Source organism: Nonomuraea angiospora, assembly GCF_014873145.1.
Classification (GTDB): Bacteria; Actinomycetota; Actinomycetes; order Streptosporangiales; family Streptosporangiaceae; genus Nonomuraea; species Nonomuraea angiospora.
Map to the genome: position 1 here is coordinate 1,856,989 of NZ_JADBEK010000001.1, position 24,885 is coordinate 1,881,873.

The following is a 24,885-nucleotide window of genomic DNA, read 5'->3' on the forward strand; positions in this document are numbered from 1 at the left end:
GTAGGTCGATGAGCACGACTCTGGAGAAACGTCCCACGTCCGAGGTCACAGGGGTCCACCGGCGGCGGGTGGCGGGCCTGGGCGCGCTCTCGGTGGTTCTCCTGGTCGCGGGGGCGGTGTCGCTGGCCGTCGGCGCGCGCGGGCTGAGCCTGGCGGAGGTGTGGCAGGGACTGTTCCCGGAGCCGGGCTCCGACCAGCGGCTCACCGAGATCGCGCTCATCGTGCAGACCGTACGGGTGCCGAGGACCGTGCTCGCGATCGTGGCGGGCGTCGCCCTGGGGGTCAGCGGGGCCCTGATCCAGGGGTACACGCGCAACCCGATCGCCGACACGGGGCTGCTGGGCGTGAACTCCGGCGCCTCCTTCGCCGTCGTGTCGGTGATCCTCCTGTTCGGGCTCGCCAATCCGTACCAGTACGTCTGGTTCGCCTTCCTGGGGGCGGCGGCCGCCGGCGCCGTCGTGTTCGGGCTGGCCAGCATCGGCCGGGGCGCGGGCAGCCCGCTGACGCTCGCGCTGGCCGGGCAGGGGGTCGCGGTGTTCCTGGCGGCGATGACCACGGCGGTCGCGTTATCGGACCAGGCGTCGCTGAACGCCCTGCGGTTCTGGAACGCGGGAACCGTCGCCGGGGTCGGGTTCGACGTCATCCGGCCGGTGGCCGCGTTCGTCGTGGCCGGGTTGCTGCTGGCGCTGACCACGCTGCCCGCCATCAACCTGCTCAACCTGGGTGACGACGTCGCGCGCGGGCTGGGCGTGAACATCACGCGCACCCGGACCGTCGGCATCGTCGCCATCACCCTGCTGGCGGGCGCGACGACGGCGGCCTGCGGCCCCATCGCCTTCCTCGGGCTCATGGTGGCCCACGTGGCCCGGTATCTCACCGGGCCGGACTATCGCTGGCTGGTGCCGTGCGCGGGCCTGCTCGGCGCCGTCATCCTGCTGGTCTGCGACATCGTGGGGCGCGTGGTGACGCGGCCGGGCGAGTTGCAGGCGGGCGTCGTCGTGGCCGTCGTCGGCGCCCCGTTCTTCGCGGCGCTGGTCTGGCGCGGAAAGTTCAAGACGGTATGAACGAGACAGCGGTGAAGCGGCCGGTGACACCGGGCGTGCGGCTCGGCCACGCGTCGTTCGTGTGGCGGCCCTGGATGGTGCTGGTCACGCTGCTGCTGGCGGCGGCGGCCTTTCTGGTGTTCTGCCTGTCCATCGGCACCGGCGACTTCCCCATCGGCCTGCCCCAGGTGATCGCCACGCTCTTCGGCCAGGGCGAGCGGGTGGACGAGTTCGTCATCATGGACCTGCGCCTGCCGCGCGCCCTGGCCGGGCTCGTCGTGGGGATCGCGCTCGGGGTGTCCGGGGCGATCACGCAGTCCATCGCGCGCAACCCGCTGGCCAGCCCGGACGTGCTGGGCATCACCGGGGGCGCGAGCGCGGTCGCGGTGTTCCTGGTGACGGTGTCGGGCGGGGCCGCCGCGGCCATCGTCGATTCCGTGGGACTGTCCGCGGCGGCGCTCGCGGGCGGTCTCGGCACCGGGCTGCTGGTGTACTTCCTGGCGTGGCGGCGCGGGATCGACGGCCTGCGGCTCATCCTCATCGGCATCTCGGTGAGCGCCGTGACGGAGGCGATCACGATCTGGCTGCTGGTCACGGCCGACATCCGGGACGTGGCCCGGGCCCAGGCGTGGCTGGTCGGCTCGCTGGACGACCGGTCGTGGGGCGAGGTCTGGGTGGCGCTGTGGTGCGCGCTCGCCCTCATGGCCGTCGTGTCGTGCGTGGCGTTCCAGCTCAGGCCGCTGCACTTCGGTGACGAGGTCGCGGCGGGCCTGGGTGTGCGGTACTCGATGGTGCGGGCGGTCCTGCTGCTGTGCGCGGTGCTGCTGGCCGGCGTGGCGGTGAGCGCGGCGGGGCCGGTGCCGTTCGTGGCGCTGGTGGCGCCGCAGGTGGCGATGCGCCTGTCGCGGTATCCGACGCCGCCGCTGGTGGCCTCCGGGCTGGTGGGCGCGCTGCTGCTGATCGGCGCGGACCTGGTGGCGCGTACGGCGCTGCCGGTCAGCCTCCCGGTCGGCGTGGTCACCGCCGCGATCGGCGGCCCTTTCCTCGTCTACCTGCTGGTGCGAGCGAACCTGAAGAAGTAAGGTTAGGCTAACCTAATATCGGCTCGTCACGGTTGCAGTGGAAAGCAAGGGATTCCGGATGCTCCTCCAGCGAAGAACAGGCACGAAGACCTTGCGGCGCATCGCAGTGGTGTTGTCCGCCGCGACATTGATCGCGGGATGCGGTTCCGGCTCGGCGGAGAAGCCGAGCGGCGCCCCCGCGCCCGCCACGGACGGTGGCGTGTTCCCGGTGACCGTGGAGCACGCGTTCGGGTCCACGCAGATCGCCAAGGCCCCGCAGCGGGTCGTCTCCGTCGGTTACACCGACGACCAGGCCATCCTGGCCTTCGGCATCAAGCCGGTCGGCATGGTCGACCAGTACCCGAACCCGCCGGGCAAGACCCCCGACGTCAACACCCAGTGGCCGTGGGTGAAGGACAAGTGGGGCGACACCCGCCCCGAGGTCGTCATGAGCAACGGCGACTCCGGCCCCAACTACGAGAAGATCGCCGCCCTGCGGCCCGACCTGATCATCGCGGTCTACTCCGAGATCGACCAGGCCGCCTACGACCGGCTCTCCAAGATCGCTCCGACGGTGGGCCGCACCAAGACGGAGAAGGAGCCGTTCAGCGCGCCGTGGCAGGACAACGCGCTGCACATCGCCAAGGCGCTCGGCAAGGCCGACGAGGGCGCCAAGCTGGTGCAGGGCATCCAGGACAAGCTCGACGCCGCCCGCACCGCGCACCCGGAGTTCGCGGAGCGCACCGCCGTCGCGGTGTCCTGGTACAAGAACTCGGTCGCGCCGTTCACCACCACCGACGTGCGCGGACGGCTGGTGTCGGGCATCGGCTTCAAGGGCGCGACGGAGATCGACAAGATCGCGGGCGGCAGTTTCTACACCGTGCTGTCCCCCGAGCGCATCGACCTGATCGACGTCGACCACATCTTCGTCATCGCCGACCAGGCGGACCAGACCGCGCTCAAGAACTTCAAGCTGTTCGCCAACCTGCCCGCCGTCAAGGGCGGCAAGGTGTCGTACCTGCTGGACAGCGAGGGCCCGGCGATCGGCGCGGCCATGTCGCAGGGCACGCTGCTGTCCCTGCCGTACGCGATCGACGAGCTCGTCAAGTCGGCCGCCTGGTGACGCCGGCGAACCAGTCCTGTCCCCGGCCTGCCCGGGGCCGGGTGTGAGCACCGCCGGCACGCGCGTCGCCCCCGCGATCCTGCGCACGGCGACCGGGCGCGAGGCCACCCGGTGGGTCGCGGCGTACTGCCGCGAGGCGCCCTGGCTGACGGGCGCCACCGTGCTCACCGCGGTGGCCGCGGCGGCGCTCCAGGTGCTGCCGTTGCTCCTGCTCGGCCGGGTGGTGGACGGCGTGGTGGCAGGCCAGTCGCGGTCGGTCCTGGTCACCGTCGGGGTGCTGATGGTGGCCGCCGCGCTGCTCGGCTCGGCGGCCACCACGGTGTCCACGTACCTGATCGGGCGGCTGGGCGCTGACCTGCTCGCGCGGCTGCGGGAAGGCGCCGTCCGGGCGGTGCTGGGCATGCCGAGCGCGCGGATCGAGGAGGTCGGCCGGGGCGACGTGCTGTCCAGGGTCGGTGACGACGTGGCCGTGGTGTCCAAGGGCATCAGGACGGCGGTCCCCACGGTGTTCTCGTCGGGGGTGCTGGTCGTCATCGCCACGGCCGGCATGTTCGGGCTGGACTGGCGGCTCGGCCTGGCGGGCGCCGGCGCGCTGCCCGCGTACGCGCTGGCCCTGCGCTGGTATCTCCCCCGGTCCGCGCCGCTCTACCAGCGGCAGCGGGAGGCCCAGGCCGATCGCGCGCAGGCGCTGATCAGCGGCCTGAACGGGATCGGCACCGTCCGGGCGTACCGCCTTGAGGAGTCCTTCCGCGAGCAGGTCACCCGCGAGTCGTGGCGGGTGCGCGATCTCGGCGTCGAGGTGTTCCGCTTCTTCGGCCGGTTCGTCGGCAGGGAGAACCGCGCCGAGTTCATCGGGCTGGTCCTGATCCTCGTGGTGGGCTACGTCCTGCTGGAGGCCGGCGCCGTCACCCTGGGCGAGGCGTCGGTGGCGCCGCTGCTGTTCCACCGGCTGTTCAACCCGCTGGGCGCCATCCTGTTCACCTTCGACGAGGCGCAGAAGTCGGGCGCGAGCCTGACCCGGCTGGTCGGAGTGCTGGGCGAGGCCACGGAGGAGAGGCTGGTGGGGCGAGTGCCGGCGGACGCCGGGCCGCACCCCGTGGTGGTCGAGGGCCTGACCTTCAGCTATCCCGGCTCCGGGCGGCCGGTCCTGCGGGACGTCGACCTGGTGATCCCGGCGGGCGGCTCGCTCGCGCTGGTGGGCGCGACGGGCGCGGGCAAGTCGACCCTGGCGGCGCTGGTCGCGGGCATCGGCACCCCGCAGGCCGGGTCGGTGCGCATCGGAACGGCCGATCTCGCCGGGCTGGACGAGGCCGGCGCGCGGGCCCTGGTGAGCATCCTGACGCAGGAGACGCACGTGTTCTCCGGTCCGCTCGCCGGCGACCTGCGGCTGGCCGCTCCAGAGGCGACAGACGCCGAATTGATGGACGCGTTGCGCAGAGTCGGCGCCGACACGTGGGTCGCGGCGCTGCCCGATGGGCTGGACACCGTGGTCGGGGAGGGTGGTGAGCGGCTGGACGGCACCAAGGTCGCCCAGCTCGCCCTGGCCCGGCTGGTGCTGGGCCGATCGCCGGTGGTGGTGCTGGACGAGTCGACCGCGGAGGCGGGCAGCCAGGGCGCCGCCGAGCTGGAGCGGGCCGTGGCCGCCGCGTGCCGGGGCCGCACCACGCTGTTCGTGGCGCACCGGCTCACCCAGGCGATGGCGGCCGACCGCATCGCCGTGCTGGACGCGGGACGCGTCGTGGAGCAGGGAACCCACGAGGAACTGGTGGCTCTGGGCGGCAGGTACGCGCGGCTGTGGCGCGCGTGGCAAGAACCTTCATCCTTCGAAAGGGACGGCTGAGTCTTCGATGACGGAACCGAGCACTCGTCTCGCGCTGCTCTCTCCCGCGCGGCTGGCCGGCGTGCGCCGGCGGACCGGCGGCTACTCCGACAGGACCATCTCCAAGGCGTGCGCCATCGGCCTGGCCTACTGGGCGACCGGCCGGAGCCCCGACAGCCTCGACCTCACTTCCGGCACCCTGTTCGCCGACGTCCTCGGCTGGGCCGACAACGGCGGTGACGGGGTCGCCGGCTGGGAGGTCGGCGCGGACGGCCGGAGCATCACCGTCCCCGAGGGCGTGGAGCCGGCCGACGCGCAGCTCGCGCTGGACGACCTGGCCGACTTCCCGGACCGGCCCATCGGCACCATCGGCCCTTCCAGCGTGGCGGCCCGGCTCGCGGCCCTGGCCGAGTGGAACGACAACGCCGTGGACCGGGTCCGCCCGACCATCGTGGAGATGTTCCGCGAGCAGGCCAGGACCAGGCCGGACGCCGTCGCCATCGTGGACGGGCACCGGTCGCTGACCTACCGCCAGGCGGCCGAGCTGTCCAACCAGCTCGCCCACCACCTGATCGAGCGCGGGCTCACCGCCGAGCAGATCGTCGGCATCTCGCTGGGCCGCTCCGCCGAGATGGTGATCGGCCTGCTGGGCGTGCTCCAGGCGGGGGGCGCGTTCGTGCCGCTCGATCCGCAGTGGCCGGCCGCGCGCCGGGCGGTGGTCATCGAGGACGCCGGGGTCGTGGCGCAGCTCAACGACTCCGGCGAGCACGGCGCGGGCGAGCCGGAGGCCGTGGCCGTGGACCTCGATGACTGGCGGTTCGGCTCGTATCCCACCGGGGACACCGGGATCGCCGTCCCCGGTCCCGCCCTGGCGTACGTGATCTTCACGTCCGGTTCGACCGGGCGGCCCAAGGGCGCGATGATCCGGCACGAGGCGATCAGCGAGCGCCTGCTGTGGCAGTCCCGCGAGATCCTGGGCTTCGGCCATGACGACGCGTCGCTGTTCAAGGCGCCGCTGTCGTTCGACATCTCCATCAACGAGATCTTCCTGCCGCTGGTGTGCGGCGGCCGGCTGGTGGTCCTGCGGCCCGGCGGCGAGCGCGACCCGCACCACCTGCTGAGCGTGATCGCCGAGCAGCGCGTCACCTTCACGTACCTGGTGTCGTCCATGCTGGACGTGCTGCTGGAGATCGCGGGCGACTCCGGGCGGCTGGACAGCCTGCGGCACGTGTGGTGCGGCGGCGAGGTGCTGACCCCGGAGCTGTACGAGCGCTTCCGCACCCGGCTCGACATCCCCATGTACCACGGTTACGGCCCCGCCGAGACGACGATCGGCGTCTCGCACGTCATCTACCGGGGCGCGGCCGAACGCCTGTCGACGTCCATCGGCAAGGCCAACCCCAACACCGAGCTGTACGTGCTGGACGAGGAGCTGCGCCCGGTCCCGGTCGGCGTCGGCGGCGAGCTGTACGTGGGCGGCTTCCTCCTGGGCCGCGGGTACGTCAACGCGCCCGGCCTGACGGCGTCCCGGTTCGTGGCCAACCCCTTCGCCGGCGACGGGTCCCGGCTCTACCGCACCGGCGACCTCGCGCGCTTCGCCCCCGACGGGTCGCTGGACTTCCTCGGCCGGGCCGACAACCAGATCAAGATCCGCGGCATGCGGCTGGAGATCGAGGACGTCGAGATCGGCCTCGCGGAGCACCCCCGGGTGCGGCACACCTGCGTCGTCGCCAAGAAGAACGCGGCGGGCGGCACCTACCTGGTGGGGTACGTGATCCCGGCGGCCGGGAGCGGCGACCTGCGGGCGGAGGAGGTCAAGGCGTGGGCCGCCGAGCACATGGTCGAGTACATGGTGCCCGCGCACGTCGTCGTGATGACGGAGTTCCCGCTCACCGCCAACGGCAAGCTGGACCGGGCCGCGCTGCCAGAGCCGGCGATCGGGACGGGCGCGATCGTCGCGCCGGCCACCGAGAACGAGCGCCTGGTGTGCGCGGCGGTCGCGTCGGTGCTGCGGCTGGACGAGGTCGGCGTCGACCAGAACTTCTTCAGGCTCGGCGGCGACAGCATCCTGGCGATCTCGCTGCTGAGCGCGCTGCGCGACGCGGGCCTGCACGTCACGGCGACGCAGATCTTCGCCTGCCGCAACGTGGGAGCGCTCGCGGCGGCGGCCACCCGCGAGGACGTCTCCGCCGCGGACCGCGGGGACGTCGCGACCGGCCCCGTCGCGGGAACGCCCATCGTGCGGTGGCTCGGCGAGCACACGGACGCGATCGACGGCTTCGTGCAGTCGGTGGTGCTCAACACCCCGGCCCACCTGACCGCCGGCGCCCTCGGCGAGCTGCTCACCGCCCTGGTCAGGCGGCACGACATGCTGCGCGCCAGGCTGGTGCGCGGCGAGCGCTGGGGCTTCGACATCCCGGAGGCGGACCGGGCCATCGCCGGGTGGCAGGAGAGCGACCGGCCGCTCGACGAGTGCGTCCGGCTCGCCACCGCCGGGCTGGACCCGGACGGCGGCGTGATGCTGCGCGCCGTCTGGCGGCGCGAGGCGCGGCAGCTGGTCCTGGTCGCCCATCACGTGGTGATCGACGGCGTGTCCTGGCGGATCCTGATGGAGGACCTGGCCACGGCCTGGCGGCAGCTCACCTCGGGCAGGCCGATCGAGCTGCCCCCGGTGGGCACGTCGTTCCGGCGCTGGACGCAGCTGCTGGAGCGCGCCGCGTTCGACGCGGACCGCGGCTACTTCGAGCGGCCCCTGCCGGGAGCGGACGGACCGCTGGGCCGGCGACCGCTGTCCGCGTCCGACACCGTCGCGCGCGAGCGGACGCGGGTCGTCGCGGTCGGCCCCGAGGTCACCGCCGCGCTGCTGGGCGAGATCCCGGCGAGGTTCCACGCGGGCGTCAACGACGTGCTGCTGACCGGGCTCGCCGTCGCCCTCGCCCGGTGGCGCCGCGACCTGGGGCAGGACCAGACGTACGCGCACGTCGAACTCGAGGGCCACGGCCGCGAGGGACGGTTCGTGGCGCGGGCCGCCGGCTACGAGCCGGACCTGTCGCGGACCGTGGGCTGGTTCACCACGCTGTTCCCGGTGACCGTGGACCCCGGCGCGACGGCCGATTTCACCGCCCCCGATTATCTGTCCACGGCGCTCAAGGCGGTCAAGGAGGACCTCGCCCGGGTGCCGGGCAACGGCGTGTCCTACGGCGCCCTGCGGTACCTGGCCGGCGCCCGGTTCGCCGCGCCCGCCCCGCAGGTGCTGTTCAACTACCTGGGCCGCTACGACGCGGGCGAGTCCGGGGACTGGCGGCTCGCGGGCGCCACGGGGCAGCTGGGCGAGAGGCGCGACCCGGGGATGCGGCTGCCGCGCGCCCTGGAGTTCAACGCGATCGCCGAGCCCGGCGCGAGCGGCGAGTACGAGCTGCTCACCACCATCTCCTGGCCGGACGGGATGTTCGCCGAGGAGGACATCGCGACGATCGGGGAGTACTTCCTGGCGGCCCTGACCGGGCTGGCCGCGCTCGACCGGGGCGGCCACTCCCCCAGCGACTTCGCCGCGGTGTCGCTCACGCAGGCCGACGTGGACGCCCTGGACGGCCCGGCGCTGCGGGACATCCTGCCGCTGACCCCGTTGCAGGAGGGCCTGTACTTCCACTCCGTCTTCGACGACGACTCGGCCGGCAGCTACGTCGAGCAGCAGATCATGACGCTGGACGGCGACGTGGACGCCGACCGGCTGGCGGCGGCGGCCACCCGGCTGTTCGAGCTGTTCCCGAACCTGGCCGCGCGCTTCGTGGCCCTCGCCGACGGCCGCGTGGTCTCGGTGCTGGACAGCGGGGTGGCGGCGCCGTTCACCACGCTGGAGCGCCCCGGCATCACCGAGGAAGAGATCCGCGACCACGCCGAACGGGACCGCCGGGCCGGGTTCGACCTGGCCACCGGCCCGCTGATGCGCTTCACCCTCATCCGGACGGGTTCCGGCGGGGACGTGCTGGTGCAGACCGTGCATCACATCGTCGCCGACGGCTGGTCGGTGCCCCCGATGCTGCGCGCGCTGCTGGCGGAGTATCACGCGCCGTGGACCGCGTACCCGCAGGGCGGCTTCGCCGACCACGTGCGCGCGCTGGCCGCGCGCGACGGCGACGAGAGCGACCGGGTGTGGCGCGATCAGCTCGCCGGGCTGCCCGGCCCCTCGCTGGTCGCCGAGGGGCACACCCCGTCCGGCCGGTTCGCCGAGACCGCGGTGGAGCCGGACGACGACGTCGAGGCGGCCGCCCGGTCGGCGGGCGTGCCGCTGAGCGTCGCGGTGCACAGCGCGTGGGGGGTGACGCTGGGCGGCATCCTGCCTGGCAAAGATGTGGTGTTCGGCTCCACGGTGTCCGGGCGCGACGCGGACGTGCCGGGCATCGAGGACATGGTGGGCCTGCTCATCAACACGATCCCCGTACGCGTGCGGTGGGACGGCGCCACCACGGCGCGCGAGCTGCTCGCCTCGGTGCGGGACCACCAGAGCGCGGTGCTGCCGCACCAGCACGTCTCCCTGACCGGGATCGCCCGCCAGGCCGGCGGCGGCCCCCTGTTCGACACCCTGGTGGTGTTCGACGTCGCGGCCGACGTGGCGGCTCTGCGCAGGCCCGGCGACGAGTTCGCCATCACCGGCATCGTGAACGAGGGTGCCCCGCACTACCCGCTGACGCTGGTGGTGGAGCGCGCGCGCGACGGCCGGCCGCGGTTCAACCTGATCTACGACGGCGAGCTGCTGCGGGAGGCCCGCGCCCGGGCGATCCTGCGCGCGTTCACCCGGGCGCTGACCGGCCTGCTCACCCGGCCGGACGACCTGGTGCCGGACGGCGCCGGGCGGCCCGCGCCGGTCACCCCGGCGACCCTGGGCGAGCTGTTCGACGCCGCCGCCGGCCGCGACCCGGCCGCCACCGCCGTCACCCAGTGCGGTCTCGACGGCGGCACCCGGTCGCTGACCTACGGCGAGCTGGCGCGGGCGAAGAACGAGCTGGCCGGGGCGCTGCGCGCGGCCGGGGCCGGGCCGGGCAGGCGGGTCGCCGTCGCCGTGCCGCGCTCCGTCGAGCAGGTCGTCGCCCTGGTCGCGATCGTCAGCGCGGGCGGCGCGTACGTGCCGCTGGAGCCGGCGTACCCGGACGAGCGGCTGGAGTACATCCTCGCCGACGCCGCCCCGCAGGTCGTTCTCGTGGCCCCGGACCAGCGGGACCGCTTCGCGGAGCTGACGGCCAGGGCGGGCGTGCCGGCCCGCGTGCTCGTCCAGGGGGACGAGCTGCCGGTGGACGCCACCGCGCCGGAGGTGACCTGGCACGACCCGGCGTACGTGATCTACACCTCAGGATCGACCGGCAGGCCCAAGGGGGTCGTCGTCCCGCACTCCAGCGTGGTGACGCTGCTCGCGAACACCCGGCCCGCCATGGACTTCGGCCCGGACGATGTGTGGGTGCAGTTCCACTCCTACTCCTTCGACTTCGCGGTGTGGGAGCTGTGGGGGGCGCTGGCGCACGGCGCCGAGCTGCTGGTGCCGGAGTACGGGCTGACCCGCTCCCCGGTCGACTTCCACCGGCTGGTCCGCGAGCGCGGAGTGACCGTGCTCAACCAGACCCCGTCGGCGTTCTACCAGTTCATGGAGGCCGACCGGCACGCCGGCGAGCCGGTCACCGCGCTGCGCCGGATCGTCTTCGGCGGCGAGGCGCTGGACCTCGGGCGGCTGCGCGGCTGGGTCGAGCGGCACGGCACGCGCTCGCCCGAGCTGGTCAACATGTACGGCATCACCGAGACCACCGTCCACGTCACGCACCGGGTGCTGACCGACGCCGACTTCGCCGCCGGCGACGACGCCAGCCCGATCGGCGGCCCGATCCCCGGCCTGGTCACCTACCTGCTCGACGACCGGCTCCGGCCGGTGCCGCCGGGCCGGGTGGGGGCCATCTACGTCGCCGGGGACCAGGTGTCGCTCGGCTACCTGGGCAGGCCGGGGCTCACGGCGAGCCGGTTCGTGGCCGACCCGTTCGCGGGGGACGGCTCCCGCATGTACCACACCGGCGATCTCGCCCGCCGCACGCTCGACGGCGAGCTGGAGTTCGCCGGGCGCGCCGACGACCAGGTGCAGCTCAAGGGGTTCCGCATCGAGCTGGGCGAGGTGGAGTCCGCGATCAGGGAGCTCGACGGCGTGATCGACGTGGCCGTCACCGTCGCGGCCGGCGGCGATCACCTGGTCGCGCACGTCGTGGGCCGGGTGCCCGGCGACGTCGCCGGCCTGCTGTCGGCGAAGCTGCCCGCGCACATGGTGCCGAGCCGGGTGCTGCGGGTCGAGGCGCTGCCGCTGACGGTCAACGGCAAGCTGGACCGCAAGGCCCTGAGCGAGCACGCCGAGCGGGACGACGCCCCGATGCCCGCGATCGCTTCCGAGCACACCGCCCAGGACGATGCCCCGATGCTCGCCGCGCTGGTCGGCATCTTCGCCGACGCGCTGCCCGGCTGCGAGGTGGACGCCGACACCGACTTCTTCAGGGCCGGCGGCGACAGCATCGTCATCATCACCGTGGTCAACCGGGCCAGGGCGCTCGGCCTGCCGATCACCCCGCGGGACGTGTTCCTGCTCAGGACGCCGCGCGCGCTCGCCGGGCGCCTGGGGACGCCCCAGGCCACGGAGCCGGTGCCCGCTTCTCCTGCGGACGGCCCGCTGGCGCCGACGCCGATCATCCTGCGCCAGCGGGAGCTGGGCGGCTCTCTCACCCGGTTCGCCCAGGCCAGGACGCTGGTGGCGCCCGAGGGGACCGGGTTCGCCGACGCCGGGCGCGCCGCGAACGCCGTCGTGGCCGCGCACCCCGCCCTCCGGCTGCGGCTGCGCGTCGAGCACGGGGTGTGGGCGCTGCGCACCGAACCAGCCCGCGAGGTCACCGTCGCCCGCACGGACGCGACCGACGCGACAGCCGTCGCGAACGAGGCCGCCGGACGGCTCGATCCCGAGGCCGGGGAGGTGATCGCGTTCTCGTGGCTGGCGGCGAGCCGGACCCTGGTGGTCACCGCCCACCACCTCGCCGTGGACGCGGTGTCCTGGCTGGTCCTGCTGGACGACCTGGCCGCGGCCATGCGCGGGGCGACCCTGACCCCGCCGGGCACGTCCTACGCCGAGTACGCCGACGCGCTGGCGGCGGGGTCCGCCCAGGCGATCGGCGACCTCGGGCACTGGCTCACCACGCTCGAAGCGCCCTTGCTGCTGCCCCTCGTCGAGGGACCGCGCGAGATCGTGGTGGAGGTCGCGCCCGAGCTGACCGCCCGCGTGACGCGTACCGCGCCCGCCACGCTCGGCGTCGGGGTCACCGAGCTGCTGTGCGGCGCGCTGCGGGCCGCGCTGACGCACGTCCAATCCTCGCCCACCGACCTCGCGATCGAGCTGGAGCGGCACGGCCGGGTCCCGGCGCTCGACCACCACGACTACACCCGCACGGTCGGCTGGTTCACCTCCATCGCCCCCGTACGGCTCACCGCGCACACCGACCCCGTCGCGGCGGCGCGCGAGCTCGCGGAACGCCAGCCGGACGAGCGCGGGCACGTCGCCTACGGCCAGCTCAGGTACCTCAACCCGCAGACGGCGCCGCTGCTGAACGCGCGCCCGCAGGTGCTGTTCAACTACCTCGGCCGGGGCAGCGAGTCCCAGGCCCTCCAGATCAGCGGCGGCGACCCGGGCACCCCGTACGCCGTCGAGGTCAACGCGTGGATCGACGCGGCCACCGGAAGCCTGCGCGCGGCCTTCACCCTCGCCGAAGGCGTCCCCGGCGAGCTCACCGAGCACTGGCGGCGCGCCCTGGAGCGGATCGCGGAGGCCGCCGCGACGGCCGAGTGGACCGCGCCGGTCACCCCGCTCCAGAAGGGCCTGTTCTTCCAGGCCCAGCTCGCGGGCCCGGCCGGGCACTACGTCGCCCAGAACTACTTCACCTTCGACCGGCGGCTGGACACCGATGCCCTGGCCGAGGCGATGGCGTACGTGATCGCGCGGCACCCGGTCGTGGGCGCCGGCTTCACCACCGACGCCGGCGGCGACCCGGTCCAGGTCCTCGCGGCGGGCCGGCGGGTGGATGTCCGCACGGTCACGCTGGCCACGGACACTGAAACGGACTCAGCGGTCGAGGACCTGCGCGCCCGGGACCGGGACACGGGCTTCGACCCGGGCGAGCCGCCGCTGATCCGGCTGACCGTGGTGCGCCTGCCCGGCGACCGCGACGGCCTGCTGCTGAGCTATCACCTGCTGCTGTGGGACGGCTGGTCCCGCGAGATCGTGCTGCGGGACCTGTTCGACGCCTATCAGGCCGTCCTCGCGGGCGAGCCACTCGTCGCGGTCCCGGCCACGCCGAGCTTCGAGGAGCACGCCCGGGCGCTCGCCGCCAGGGACCTCGCCGCGTCGGAACGCTTCTGGGCGGAGCACCTGACCGGGCTCCCGGGACCGACGCTGCTCGCCGGGCCGTCGCCGTCGCTGCCGGACGAGCTGCCGCGCGCCCTCGTGCGCACGCTCTCCCCCGGGCAGTCGGACCTGCTGCGCGAAGCGGCCAGGACCCACGGCGTCACGCTGAACTCGGTGCTGACCGGCGCGTTCGGCCTGCTGCTGGGCGCGCACACGGGCCGGAGCGACGCCGTGTTCGGCGTGACCGTCTCCGGGCGGGAGGGCGAGGGCCTGGCCGGCATCGTCGGTGTGCTGCTCAACACCGTGCCCATGTGGACGCGGGCCCGGCCGGACGACACGGTGCGGGAGTACCTGTCCGCCGTGCAGGCGGCCAGGGTCGCGGCGATGGAGCACGAGCACCTGGGGCTCGGCGAGATCCAGCGGGCGAGCGGGCACGACACCCTGTTCGACAACCTGTTCGTGCTGCAGAACTTCCTGGACCTGGACGCGCTAGCCACGATGAACGCCCGGCACGGCATCACCGAGGTGCGCGCCGAGGACTCCACCCACTACCCGTTCACCTGGGTCGTCACGCCCGGCGACCGGCTCACGATCAAGCTGGAGCACCGCGACCGCGACGACGGGCGCGCCCGCCGGCTCCTGGACGACTACGTTCGCGTGCTCGAGGAGCTGGCCCGCTCGACCGGTCCGGTGGGCGCGCTGCGGGGCCTGGGGCCGGAGCCCGAGCCGGCCGTGCGTACGGACATCGGCACGGACACCGTGGTCGACCGCTTCGACCGGGCGGCGGACGGCGGCCCGGAGCGGGTCGCGCTCGTCGCCCACGGCAGGACCATGACGTTCGCCCAGCTCAGGGACCGCAGCCGCGAGGTGGCGGGGGTGCTCGCCCGGCGCGGCATCGGCCCGGAGACGACCGTGGGCCTGGCGATCCCGCGCTCTCTCGACTCGATCGTGGCGCTGTTCGCCGTGCTGCGCGTCGGCGCCGCGTACGTGCCGCTGGAGCTGGACCACCCGGACGAGCGGATCGCCGCGATCGTCGCGGACGCCCGCCCGGACGTGATCCTCACCGTGAGCGCGGTCGCTCCCCGGCTGACCGGCGAGCTGATCGAGCTGGACCGCCCCCTGCCCGAGGCCGAGCCGTTCACGACGTTCGCGCCGGACGACCCGGACCGGCTGCGGCACCCGGCTTACACCATCTACACCTCCGGATCGACCGGCAGGCCCAAGGGCGTGGTGACCGAGTACGCCGGGCTCACCAACATGCTGATCAACCACCAGCGCCGCATCTTCGGGCCGGTGCTGGCGCGGCACGCGCACCGGGTCTTCCGGATCGCGCACACCGTGTCGTTCGCGTTCGACATGTCGTGGGAGGAGCTCCTGTGGCTCGCCGACGGCCACGAGGTGCACATCTGCGACGAGGAGCTGCGGCGCGACGCGCCCCGTCTGGTCGAGTACTGCCTGGAGCACGGGATCGACGTCATCAACGTCACCCCCACCTACGCGCAGCAGCTGGTGGCCGAGGGGCTGCTGGACGACCCCGCGCGGCGGCCCGCGCTGGTGCTGCTGGGCGGCGAGGCGGTCACCCCGGCGCTGTGGCGCCGGCTCGCCGAGACCGAGGGGACGGTCGGCTACAACCTGTACGGGCCCACCGAGTACACCATCAACACCCTCGGCGTCGGCACCTTCGAGTGCCAGGACCCGGTGGTGGGCGTGGCGATCGACAACACCGACGTGTACGTGCTGGACCCGTGGCTGCGGCCGGTGCCGGACGGCGTGCCCGGCGAGCTGTACGTGTCGGGCGTCGGCATCGCGCGCGGCTACCTCGGGCAGCCCGCCCAGACCGCGCACCGGTTCGTCGCCTGCCCGTTCGGCGAGCCCGGCGAGCGCATGTACCGCACCGGGGACCTCGTGCTCCGGCGGCCCGACGGGAACCTCATGTACCTGGGCCGCACCGACCAGCAGGTCAAGATCCGCGGGCATCGGGTGGAGCCGGGCGAGGTCGAGGCCGCGTTCGAGGCGCACCCGGCGGTGCGGTTCGCCGCCGCGCTCGCCCAGCCGGACCCGCAGGTCGACGGCGCGTACCGGCTGGCCGCCTACCTGGTGCTGGACGGCTCCGACCTCGCGACCGTGGCCGCCGAGGTGGGCGCCGGGCTGCCGGACTTCCTGCGCCCCACGCACTACGCCCAGGTCGGCGCCATCCCGCTGACCGTGAACGGCAAGGCCGACGCCAAGGCGCTGCCGGAGGCCAGGCCGCTGGGCGCGCTGACCACGGCGGGCGAGCGTGGCCCGGCGACCGAGACCGAGACCGTGGTGTGCGAGCTCTTCGCCGAGGCGCTGGACCTGGACGACGACGAGGTGAGCGCGGTGAGCGACTTCATGTCCCTCGGGGGGCACTCCATGCTGGCGGTGCGGCTGATCGGGCTGCTCCGCCGCGAGTACGGTCCCGTGATCACCGTTCGTGACCTGTTCGCCCTGCGGACCCCCGAAGCGATCGCCGGGCACCTCGATGACCGCTCCTGACCGTACCGGGTCCGGCATCCTGCGGACCGCACTGCGACGCAACGCGGGCGCCATGGCCTGGGGCACCGTCCTCATGGGCCTGTACCAGGCCGGCGAGACCGCCTTCCCCATCGCGCTCGGCCTGATCGTCGAGCACACGATGCGCGAGCGCGGCCTCGGCTCGCTCGCGCTGTCGATCGCCGCGCTGGCCGTGATCATCACGACGGTGTCGCTGTCGTGGCGGTTCGGGATGCGCATCCTGCAGAAGGCCAACACGACCGAGGCGCACCGCTGGCGGGTCCGGGTCGCGGCCTGCGGGCTCCAGCCCGTGGCCAGGGACGTGGACCTGAAGTCCGGCGAGGTGCTGACCATCGCCACCGAGGACGCCGACCAGACCGCCGACATCATCGAGGTGGTGCCGCTGCTGGTCAGCTCGCTGGTCGCGGTGCTGATCACGGCGGTCGCGCTGGGCACGGCCAACGTGTGGCTCGGCCTGCTGGTGATCGTGGGAACCGTCGCGATCCTGTCGATCCTGAGCGTGCTGTCCAAGCGGATCGGCGCCAGTACCCGCGAGCAGCAGGCCCGGGTGGCGCGGGCGGGCGCGAAGGTCGCCGACCTGATCACCGGCCTGCGCCCGCTGCACGGCTTCGGCGGCAACCACGCGGCGTTCCTGTCCTACCGGAAGGTCAGCTCGGAGGCGAGGAGCCAGGCGGTCACCGTCGCCAAGGTGAACGGCGCGTACGCCGGCGCCGCGCAGATCCTGAACGCGGTCCTCGCCACCGTGGTGACCCTGGCGGCGGGGTGGCTGGCCTTCGACGGCCGGATCACCATCGGGCAGCTCGTCATGGCCGTGGGGCTGGCGCAGTTCGTCATGGAGCCGCTCAAGCTGTTCTCGGAGATGCCGAAGTACGTGATGATCGCGCGCGCGTCGGCCGAGCGGATGGCGCTGGTGCTGGCCGCGCCCGCGGTGATGACCCCGGGGACGGAGCACCCGGCCGCGGGCGGGGACCTGGAGGTCGACGGCGTCCGGTACGGGTCGCTGCGCGAGCTGAAGTTCCACGTGCCCGCCGGGGAGTTCGTGGCGATCGCCGCCTACCAGCCGCGCGCGGCGGCCGAGCTCGTGTCGATCCTGGCCGTGAACGTCCCGCCCGGCGCGTACGAGGGCGTGGTGCGGGTCGGCGGGCGGGAGGTGGCGGAGCTGTCGATCGAGGGGGTCCGCGAGCGCATGCTGGTGAACCCGTACGACGGGGAGATCTTCGCCGGCACCCTGCGCACGAACATCGACCCGGCCGGCACCGGCCGCCTGGTCTCCGAGGCCGTCGAGGCGTCCATGCTGGTCGACGTCGTCGCCCTGCACCCCGAAGGGCTCGACTACGGCGTGCGCGACCGCGGCGCCAACCTCTCCGGCGGGCAGCGCCAGCGGCTGTCGCTGGCCCGCGCCCTGGCCGCCGACGCCGACCTCCTGGTGCTGCACGACCCGACGACGGCCGTCGACGCGGTCACCGAGCAGCTCATCGCGCGCAACGTCGCGGAGCTGCGCCGGGGCCGCACCACCGTCGTGATCACCAGCAGCCCGGCCCTCCTGGACGCCGCCGACCGGGTCCTCGTCCTGGACGACGGCGTCATCACGGCGGAGGACACCCATCGCAACCTGCTCACCACCGACGAGAACTACCGCCTGGCCGTGGCCCGGTGAACCCAGAAGGGATCAAGCATGACCACCAACCCGTTCGACGACGCCGACGGCCGCTTCCTGGTCCTGGTGAACGCCGAGAACCAGCACTCCCTGTGGCCCTCCTTCGCCGAGGTCCCCGCCGGCTGGACCGTCGTCCTGCCCGAGAACAGCCGTGCCGCCTGCCTGGACTACATCGAGCGGCACTGGACCGACCTGCGCCCGCGTTCGCTGGCCGAGAAGCTCAGCTGAGCACGCAGCTCACCTGGGGCGGCGTGTTGGTCGCGTTGTTCCAGGTCGCGTTGAAGCCGAACGCGGTCGACGCGCCGACCGGCAGGCCGCCGTTGTAGGCGGCGTTGCGGGCCGTGACGGTGGCGCCGTTCTGCGTGAGCGCGGTGTTCCACGATTCGCGGACCTGCTGACCGTCGGCGAAGACGAGGGTCGTCGTCCAGGCGGAGGCGGCACGCGTGGAGGTGTTCTTCACGGTGACCTCGGCCTGGAAGGCGCCGCCCCACTGGGAGATCACCCGGTAGGTGGCGGCGCACCGGCCGTCACCGGGCGTCGGGGTCGGCGTCGGGGTGGGGGTGGGGGTGGGCGTCGGCGTCGGCGTCGGCGTCGGGGTGGGCGTGGTCGGCGGGATCACGCCGTCGAGCACCCGCGCCAGGGCCGGGTACCAGCGGTCGGCCATCTTCTGGAAGCCGGCGTCGTTGGGGTGCACCCCGTCGCCGGTGTCCGTGGCCGTGTTGAAGCCGGTCCACTGGTCCACGACGACGATGGGCGACTGCGCGGTCGTGAGGCCGGCGGCCCAGCCCGGGATCGCGTTGTCGAGCGCCGTCACACTGGCCGCGCAGGTGGGACAGCCGGACGGGTCCATGGGGATGATCTGCGCCACGATGATCTTCATGTTGGGGTTGTTCGCGCGCATCTGACCGACCAGCTTCGTGTACGCGGCCAGAACGCTGCTGGTCGGGATGTAGCCGCCCCACATGTCGTTGGTGCCCAGGTGCATGAGGACGATGTCGGGCCTGGCCGCGGCCAGCCACGGCGGCAACTGGTTCTGGTCGGCGATGCCGGTGGCGGAGTAGCCGCCGTGGCCCTCGTGGTCGCCGTCGTAGGTGTAGCCGTAGTTGCAGCCGCCGTCGGGGTCGCTGCCGACGAAGTCGATGCCGGTGTACCCGGTCGTCTGCAGGCGGTGCCAGAGCATGGCGCGCCAGCAGCCGGGTCCGGCGGTGATGGAGTCGCCGAGCGGCATGATGCGCACGGGCGCCGCCGCCGACGTGGCGGGCAGGGCGGCCCCGAGGGTGACCGCCAGCAGGAGCGCGGTGAGCAGGGCGTACAGGTGGGATCGGCGCAGCATCGGTGACTCCCCGGGTGAGGGGGCCCGGTCCGCCCGGTGGCGGGCCGGGCCTGGGGTTCTACGAGTAGGGGTTCTGGGTGAGCAGGTGTGCCTTGAAGCCCTCGCCGTACGTGCTGGTGGGGGTGCCGTTGTAGTCGGTGATGAGGACGTTGCCCTGGCTGCAGCCCCACGGGTTCCAGGTCCAGGCCGTGTATCCGACGCCGTGCGCGTCGGCCCAGGCCATCACCTGGTCGATGTAGTCGTGGGCGCAGGAGTTCTGGCCGATCTCACCGGCGGACACCGGCACCTGCGCGGCCACGGCGCCGACCTGGCTGTCCCAGCAGGAGACGTTGGAGCAGGTGTTGAAGTTGTAGGTGTGCCAGGCGGCCATCAGGTTGCCGGCCGGGTCGGTCGGCTTGTAGGTCAGCCACTGGCTCAGGTCGTTGGACCAGGCCAGGCCGCCGAGCATGATCACGTTGGTGGCGCCGGTGGCGCGCACGGCGTTGACCAGCGACTGCATGCCGGCCACCTGGTAGCTGATGCCGGTGCAGGTGCCGCCGTCGCGCCAGCAGGTCCAGCCGGCGGTGGCGTTCCAGTTCGCGGCGGCGTCCGGGTAGGGCTCGTTGAACAGATCGAAGATCACCGCGTTGTTGCCCTTGAACGCGTTGGCCACGCCGGTCCAGAAGGTGGGCGCGTACTGCGCGTCGGGCATCGGCTTCTGGCAGGTCGCCGCGGTGTCTGAGCAGCCGGCGCCCTGACCGGTGTACTGGCCGTAGTTCCAGTGCATCTCCACGATCGGCGTGACGCCGTTGTTCACCAGCAGGTTCACGTAGTCCTTGACGTTCTGCTGGTACGCGGCGCCGCTGGGCGAGCCGTTGGTGCCGATCCAGCACTCCTCGTTCAGCGGGATCCGGACCGCGTGGATGTTCCACGCCTTCATGGCGTCGATCGAGGCCTTGTCCACCGGGCCGCTGTCCCACATGCCCTTGCCCTGCACGCAGGCGAACTCGCCGCTGGCCCGGTTGACGCCGAGCAGCCGGTAGGTGTTGCCATTGTTGGCGACCAGCTTGTTCCCGGAGACGCGCAGGCTCGGCGCAGGGAGGTTGGTGCCGTCGTCGTCATCGGTCTCGGTGGCGTTGACCGTGACGCTGGTCAGGCCGGAGGAGGCGACGCTGATGGGCCGGGTGCCGTTGACCCGGTCGGTGTCCTGCGCGGCGCGCAGCGTCACGGTCTGCGCGGTGTTCCAGTTGGCCGTGGTGAAGGTCAGGCTCGCGCCGGCGCTCACGGTGATGTCGCTGTCGCCGGTGCCCGCGGTGCTGGTGACCGTCACGTTGCCGGTCGGCTGGGACTGCAGGCGGACCGTGTAGCTCGCGGTCCCGCCCTCGGGCACGTTCACGCTGGTCGGGGAGACCACCAGAGCCTGCTGCTGCGGGCCGCCGTTGCCGTTGGCGGCGCACGAGACGCCGGGCGGCGGGTTGTTGGCGCCGGTGTACGTGCCGTTGAAGCCGACGGTCCACGTCGCCCCGGCGCCCTTGACGGCGTTGTAGGAGGTCGGGTTGACGGTGACGGCCGCACCCGCCGGGGTGGGCGTGGCCGGGGTCGGCACGCCCTCCCACATCTGGGTGATCACCTGGTTGCCGGGGAAGTCGAAGCTCAACGACCACGTGGTCAGCGGGTCACCGGTGTTGGTGACGTTGATGTTGGCGCCGAAGGCGCTGCCGTTGTCCCAGACCTTGGAGTAGGTGGCCGTACAGGACGCGGCGGCCTCGGCGGCGGTCTGCGCGGTGGCGAGACCGAATCCGGCGAGCAGCACGGCGGCCGCGGCCGACAAGGCTCTGCGCCACGCGTTCCGGTGAATGGACATGGGGGGTTCTCCGTGACTCTATGGATGGGAGCGCTCCCAAACGTTCTTCCCGACCGGTCCGCTTCGCAAGAACGCGCCCCGCGCCGGGAACGGGGCAGCCGCGCCGACCTTGAATAAGGCGGCGAACGCTGCTGAAACTTTCATCCCGGCGGGTGAAGATACAGTGTGATCTCATGAGCGGCGGGCGTTGGCTGCGCGTTCCGGTCGGGGACGAGGCTTCCCGGTGGCGCACGGTCGGCGCCGGCCGCACCGTCCTCGCGGTGGCGCGCACGGTGACCTCGGCCGGCCGGCTGCTGGAGATCCTGCCGCTGTTCCGGTCCGACCCTCGCGTGCAGGTGCTGTTCACTGTCGCGGCCGGCTCGGCCTTCGACGATGGCGTCGGTGACTTCCTGCGCGGCGTGCAGGCGCGGACCGTGCCCTGGTCGCAGGCGGTGGAGACGCCGTTCCACCTCGCCGTCCCCGGCTGAAGCCCTCGTTATGGGTGGTGCAGCACGGTGCCGGGCACAACCGGCTCCTCAGTCCGGCGGACGGCCCCGGGAGCGGGGCCTCGGGCCTCGCGCGGCGCCAGCTCGTCCACGAGGGCAGGGTCGTGCCGGCGGCCATCGCCCTGTCGCATCACGAGCAGCTGGCGCGGCTGGAGCGGGACTGCCCCGAGGCGCTCCCGCGGGCCGTGGTGGTCGGCGACCTGGTGTTCGACCGGATCCGGGCCAACCTCGCCCGGCGCGACCGCTACCGGCGGGCTCTGGAGGTGGGCCAGGACCGCAAGCTGGTGCTGGTCAGCTCCACGTGGGGCGCGCACTCCCTGCTCGGCGCGAACGGCGACCTGGTGGCCCGGCTGGTGGCCGAGCTGCCCGTCGACGAATACCAGGTCGTGCTCGCGGCGCACCCCAACGCCTGGTACGGCCACGGCGGCCTGCAGCTACGCCTGTGGCTGGCCGACGCCCGTGACGGCGGCCTGCTGCTGCTCCCGCCGCAGCAGGGCTGGCAGGCCGCGCTCGTGGCGTCGGACGTGATCGTCGGCGATCACGGCTCCGTCACCTTCTACGGCGCCGCCCTGGGCCGCCCGGTGCTCCTGGCCTCCTCCGGACGCGAGGCCGCCGAGCTCGACCCCGACTCCCCCACCGCCCTGCTGTCCAGCACGCTGCCCCGGCTGGACCCGGCCGGCGCCGTCCTGCCGCAGATCGAGCAGGTCATGGCGGCCCACGTGCCGCACGACGACGTCACCGGACGTACCCTCGGCATGCCCGGCCAGGCGGAGGGCCTGCTGCGGCGCCTGGCGTACCGGCTGATGGAGCTGCCCGAGCCCGGCACGCCCGCGACCGCCCGGCCGCTCGCCGAGCCGCTGCCCGAGCGCGGCGAGGTGCTCTCCTTCGAGGTGGAGACGGTGGTCGGCGGCGACCGCGTGACCGTCCGCCGGTACCCCGCCGTCCTGGAGCGCCGGCCCGGCGGCCGGGTGCGGGACCCGCACCTGGTCGTGGACGCCGAGGAGGTGAACCCGCGGCTGCTGGAGAACGCCGCGATCGTGGTCGGCCGGGACCCGCGGCCGGGCTGGGCCCAGGAGACGCTGCGCCGCTACCCCGGCTGCTTCATGGTGGCCGAGCTCGTCGGCGGCCGCTCGATCGACCTGACGTTGAGGAGCGGGGAACGGCTGCGGGTCGGCACCACGCCGGTCCGCGGCGGCGATCCCGACCCTCGATGCCTGCCGTCCGCGGTGTACGGCTGGCTCGTGCGGGGCCGGAGCCGGGAGGAGCTTCGCTCCGGGATCACCGTCCGGGTGGGCGACCGGCAGGTGGTCATCGACTGTGACGCCTGGGATCAGGGTTGATCCACGGCGGCCAGGCGGGCCCGCAACGTCTCGGCCCTGGGCAAGTTGCCCGAGGCCAGGCAGATCGCCAGGGCGCGGCGCAGGCAGTCCGCCGCCTCCTCGCGGTCGCCGCGATCCTCGGCCAGCTCCGCCAGGAGCTCCCACGCCTGGGTCTCCTTCACCGGCACCCGGCACTCGCGCGTGATCTCCGCGGCGGTCCGCGCCGACCGGACCGCGTCGGCGGGACGGCCGAGTCCGCGCTGGGCCCTGGCCAGCTCCAGGTGGATGCGCCCCTGGCTGAGCGCGTCTCCGGCGGCGACCATGAGGGGCAGGGCTCGGCCGAGGGCGGCCGCCGCCTCCCCGTGCCGGCCGGCGTCCAGGTGGGCGAGGCCGAGGTGGTACTGCTGCATGCCGACCCCTCGGCCGTTGCCCGCCCGCTCGTGGATGGCCGAGGCCGCGGCGAAGCTCTCTGCGGCGGCGTCGGGCTCGGCCCGGAGGAGGGCGGCACGGCCCAGCGACTCCAGGACCACCGCCTCCATCCTCGGGTCGCCGGACGCGCGGGCCGCCCGCCGGGCCCGTACGAGCTGGTCCCGCGCCTGGTCGAGCTCGCCGAGCATCAGCAGGGCGCGGGCCGCCTGGTTGCGCATCCTGGCCTCCACGGCGGGGGCCTCCAGGCGGAGCGCGGCCTCCACCCCCAGAGCGTTGGCCTCGGCGCAGTCGGCGTGATAGCCGCGATCGTGGTGCAGCGGCCAGAGCGCTTCGGCCAGCTGCCAGACGAGCTCGTCCCACTCGCGCGCGGCGGCGGCGCGCAGCACCGCGAGCAGGTCGGCGCGTTCGGCGTCGAGCCAGTCGAGGGCTTCACCGCGCGAGGCGAACGACCAGCCGGCGCCGGAAAGGCGCTCGCCGTGGTCGGCCAGCCGCAGCCTGCGGCCCATCGCGGCGTCGGCGGCGGCCGCCCCGGTCAGGTACCACTCCGCCGCCCGCCGCAGCGCCGACTCCCGCGCCTCGGGCGGCTCCGCGCCGCGCGCACGACGGGCGGCGTGCAGGCGGACGAGGTCGTGCATCCGGTAGCGGTCCTGCGCGAACTCCTCCACCAGATGCGCGTCGAGCAGCAGGTCCAGCGCCTGATCCGGCTCGCCGTCCAGGACGGCGGCGGCGAGGTCCGGGCTGAACGCGCTGCCCGGCAGCACGCCGAGCAGCCGGTAGAGCCGGGCGGCGCCTTCCGGCAACCCCTCATAGACCGCCTCGAAGAACGCGTCCACGTACACCCCGCCCTCCCCGGCCGGCCGGTCGAGACGCCGTCCGGCCTCTACCAGGTCCCGGATCAGCCGTTCGACCGTCCACGCCGGGTGCCGCAGCAGTTGCGCGCCGGCCATCCGCAGGGCGATCGGTAGCCCGCCGCACAGCCGTACCAGCTCGGCGGCGTGCGCGCGCTGCCCGGCGACGCGTTCCTCGCCGAGGATCCCGGCCAGCAGCCGCAGCCCCTGCTCGGCGTCCAGCGGGCCGATCGTGACGGGCACCGCGCCCTCGGCGAGCAGCCCGCGCAGCTGACGGTGGCTGGTCACCACGACGGCGCTGCCGGGCGAGGCCGGGCACAGCGGCGTCACCTCCGCGGCGTGCTCCGCGCCGTCCACCAGCACGAGCAGCCGCGACCCCGCCGTCATCGAGCGGAACATCGCCGCCCGCTCCGGCAGCTCCTCCGGGATCCAGCTGTCGTGGACGCCGAGCGCCCGCAGGAAGGCGGCGAGGACGTCGCTCACCCCGGTCGCCCCGCCGTGCCGCAGCGCGCCGAGGTCCACGTAGAGCTGGCCGTCGCTGAAGCGCTCCCGCGCCCGGTGGGCCCAGCGCCGCCCGACCGCGCTCGTGCCGACCCCCTTCAGGCCGCTGACGACCGCCACGGCGGGGCCGGCGGCGAGGTGCCGGTCGAGCAACGACAGCTCGGCCGTCCTGTTGACGAAACCGGGTGGCTCCGCGGGCACCTGCCGGGGGACCCGGGCGGGAGCGGCGGGCATGGCGGGCGCTGCGGCGATGTTGATGACGCCGACGTCCGCGGCCTGCACCACCGCACCGGTCACCTGCCCGGAGAGCTCATTGCGGACCATTCCGCCCCCTTCGGCGCTCACCGCGCCCGCCTCGCCCATGAACGCTCTTCGCCGGTCACGGTTCAGGAGTGTTCCCCTTCGGCCGGGGCTCCCGGATCCGCAAGGGGAAGCCATAACCGATCGGCATGAGTATCCGTGCCGCGCTCGCCCGG

At 73.6% G+C, this 24,885-nt stretch carries 12 protein-coding genes; 9 read left to right on the forward strand and 3 right to left on the reverse strand.

What is annotated here, in order from left to right; all coding sequences use genetic code 11:
- Positions 1 to 8 precede the first annotated feature (8 nt).
- From H4W80_RS08510 to H4W80_RS08540, 7 genes are read left to right on the forward strand one after another with little or no spacing between them, the layout of a single operon-like run.
- Positions 9 to 1,064 carry a FecCD family ABC transporter permease gene (locus H4W80_RS08510; protein WP_192784567.1) on the forward strand — a complete coding sequence of 352 codons (1,056 nt, stop codon included), beginning with the start codon at positions 9 to 11 and terminating at the stop codon, positions 1,062 to 1,064.
- Positions 1,061 to 2,125 carry a FecCD family ABC transporter permease gene (locus H4W80_RS08515; RefSeq protein ID WP_192784568.1) on the forward strand — a complete coding sequence of 355 codons (1,065 nt, stop codon included), beginning with the start codon at positions 1,061 to 1,063 and terminating at the stop codon, positions 2,123 to 2,125. The genes H4W80_RS08510 and H4W80_RS08515 overlap by 4 nt, the downstream gene beginning before the upstream one ends.
- Positions 2,126 to 2,183: 58 nt before the next feature.
- Positions 2,184 to 3,227 carry an iron-siderophore ABC transporter substrate-binding protein gene (locus H4W80_RS08520; RefSeq protein ID WP_192784569.1) on the forward strand — a complete coding sequence of 348 codons (1,044 nt, stop codon included), beginning with the start codon at positions 2,184 to 2,186 and terminating at the stop codon, positions 3,225 to 3,227.
- Between the two features lie 43 nt (positions 3,228 to 3,270).
- Positions 3,271 to 5,067: an ABC transporter ATP-binding protein gene (locus H4W80_RS08525; protein ID WP_192784570.1), complete on the forward strand. Its 1,797-nt coding sequence runs from the start codon at positions 3,271 to 3,273 to the stop codon at positions 5,065 to 5,067.
- A 7-nt stretch (positions 5,068 to 5,074) separates the two neighbouring features.
- Positions 5,075 to 15,976: a non-ribosomal peptide synthetase gene (locus tag H4W80_RS08530; protein WP_192784571.1), complete on the forward strand. Its 10,902-nt coding sequence runs from the start codon at positions 5,075 to 5,077 to the stop codon at positions 15,974 to 15,976.
- A complete protein-coding gene (locus H4W80_RS08535; protein ID WP_192784572.1) occupies positions 15,963 to 17,651 on the forward strand; it encodes an ABC transporter transmembrane domain-containing protein in 1,689 nt (562 codons plus the stop codon). Before H4W80_RS08530 ends, H4W80_RS08535 begins: the two co-directional genes overlap by 14 nt.
- Before the next feature lie 18 nt (positions 17,652 to 17,669).
- Positions 17,670 to 17,879 (forward strand): MbtH family protein, encoded by a 210-nt coding sequence (locus H4W80_RS08540; protein WP_192784573.1) that lies wholly within the window; start codon positions 17,670 to 17,672, stop codon positions 17,877 to 17,879.
- Here the strand turns inward: H4W80_RS08540 and H4W80_RS08545 are convergent.
- A complete protein-coding gene (locus H4W80_RS08545; RefSeq protein WP_192784574.1) occupies positions 17,872 to 18,984 on the reverse strand; it encodes a cellulose binding domain-containing protein in 1,113 nt (370 codons plus the stop codon). The two genes, H4W80_RS08540 and H4W80_RS08545, sit on opposite strands and share 8 nt — an antisense overlap.
- Before the next feature lie 58 nt (positions 18,985 to 19,042).
- On the reverse strand, positions 19,043 to 20,827 hold the full coding sequence (locus H4W80_RS08550) for a cellulase family glycosylhydrolase (protein ID WP_192784575.1): 1,785 nt from the start codon (positions 20,825 to 20,827) through the stop codon (positions 19,043 to 19,045).
- A 173-nt stretch (positions 20,828 to 21,000) separates the two neighbouring features.
- Here H4W80_RS08550 and H4W80_RS08555 point away from each other — a divergent pair, with 173 nt between their 5' ends.
- Both H4W80_RS08555 and H4W80_RS08560 read left to right on the forward strand, forming a co-directional pair.
- Positions 21,001 to 21,294 carry a hypothetical protein gene (locus H4W80_RS08555; RefSeq protein WP_192784576.1) on the forward strand — a complete coding sequence of 98 codons (294 nt, stop codon included), beginning with the start codon at positions 21,001 to 21,003 and terminating at the stop codon, positions 21,292 to 21,294.
- 14 nt (positions 21,295 to 21,308) lie between these two features.
- Positions 21,309 to 22,652, forward strand: a complete 1,344-nt coding sequence (locus H4W80_RS08560) for a translation initiation factor IF-2 (protein ID WP_192784577.1) — start codon at positions 21,309 to 21,311, stop codon at positions 22,650 to 22,652.
- Here the strand turns inward: H4W80_RS08560 and H4W80_RS08565 are convergent.
- Positions 22,643 to 24,733, reverse strand: a complete 2,091-nt coding sequence (locus H4W80_RS08565) for a hypothetical protein (RefSeq protein ID WP_192784578.1) — start codon at positions 24,731 to 24,733, stop codon at positions 22,643 to 22,645. The two genes, H4W80_RS08560 and H4W80_RS08565, sit on opposite strands and share 10 nt — an antisense overlap.
- Positions 24,734 to 24,885: the final 152 nt, after the last annotated feature.

Coding starts and splice junctions, on each gene's coding strand:
- H4W80_RS08510 (WP_192784567.1), top strand. CDS start 9: ATGAGCACGACTCTGGAGAAACGTCCCACGTCCGAGGTCACAGGGGTC.
- H4W80_RS08515 (WP_192784568.1), top strand. CDS start 1,061: ATGAACGAGACAGCGGTGAAGCGGCCGGTGACACCGGGCGTGCGGCTC.
- H4W80_RS08520 (WP_192784569.1), top strand. CDS start 2,184: ATGCTCCTCCAGCGAAGAACAGGCACGAAGACCTTGCGGCGCATCGCA.
- H4W80_RS08530 (WP_192784571.1), top strand. CDS start 5,075: ATGACGGAACCGAGCACTCGTCTCGCGCTGCTCTCTCCCGCGCGGCTG.
- H4W80_RS08535 (WP_192784572.1), top strand. CDS start 15,963: ATGACCGCTCCTGACCGTACCGGGTCCGGCATCCTGCGGACCGCACTG.
- H4W80_RS08540 (WP_192784573.1), top strand. CDS start 17,670: ATGACCACCAACCCGTTCGACGACGCCGACGGCCGCTTCCTGGTCCTG.
- H4W80_RS08545 (WP_192784574.1), bottom strand. CDS start 18,984: ATGCTGCGCCGATCCCACCTGTACGCCCTGCTCACCGCGCTCCTGCTG.
- H4W80_RS08550 (WP_192784575.1), bottom strand. CDS start 20,827: ATGTCCATTCACCGGAACGCGTGGCGCAGAGCCTTGTCGGCCGCGGCC.
- H4W80_RS08555 (WP_192784576.1), top strand. CDS start 21,001: ATGAGCGGCGGGCGTTGGCTGCGCGTTCCGGTCGGGGACGAGGCTTCC.
- H4W80_RS08565 (WP_192784578.1), bottom strand. CDS start 24,733: ATGGTCCGCAATGAGCTCTCCGGGCAGGTGACCGGTGCGGTGGTGCAG.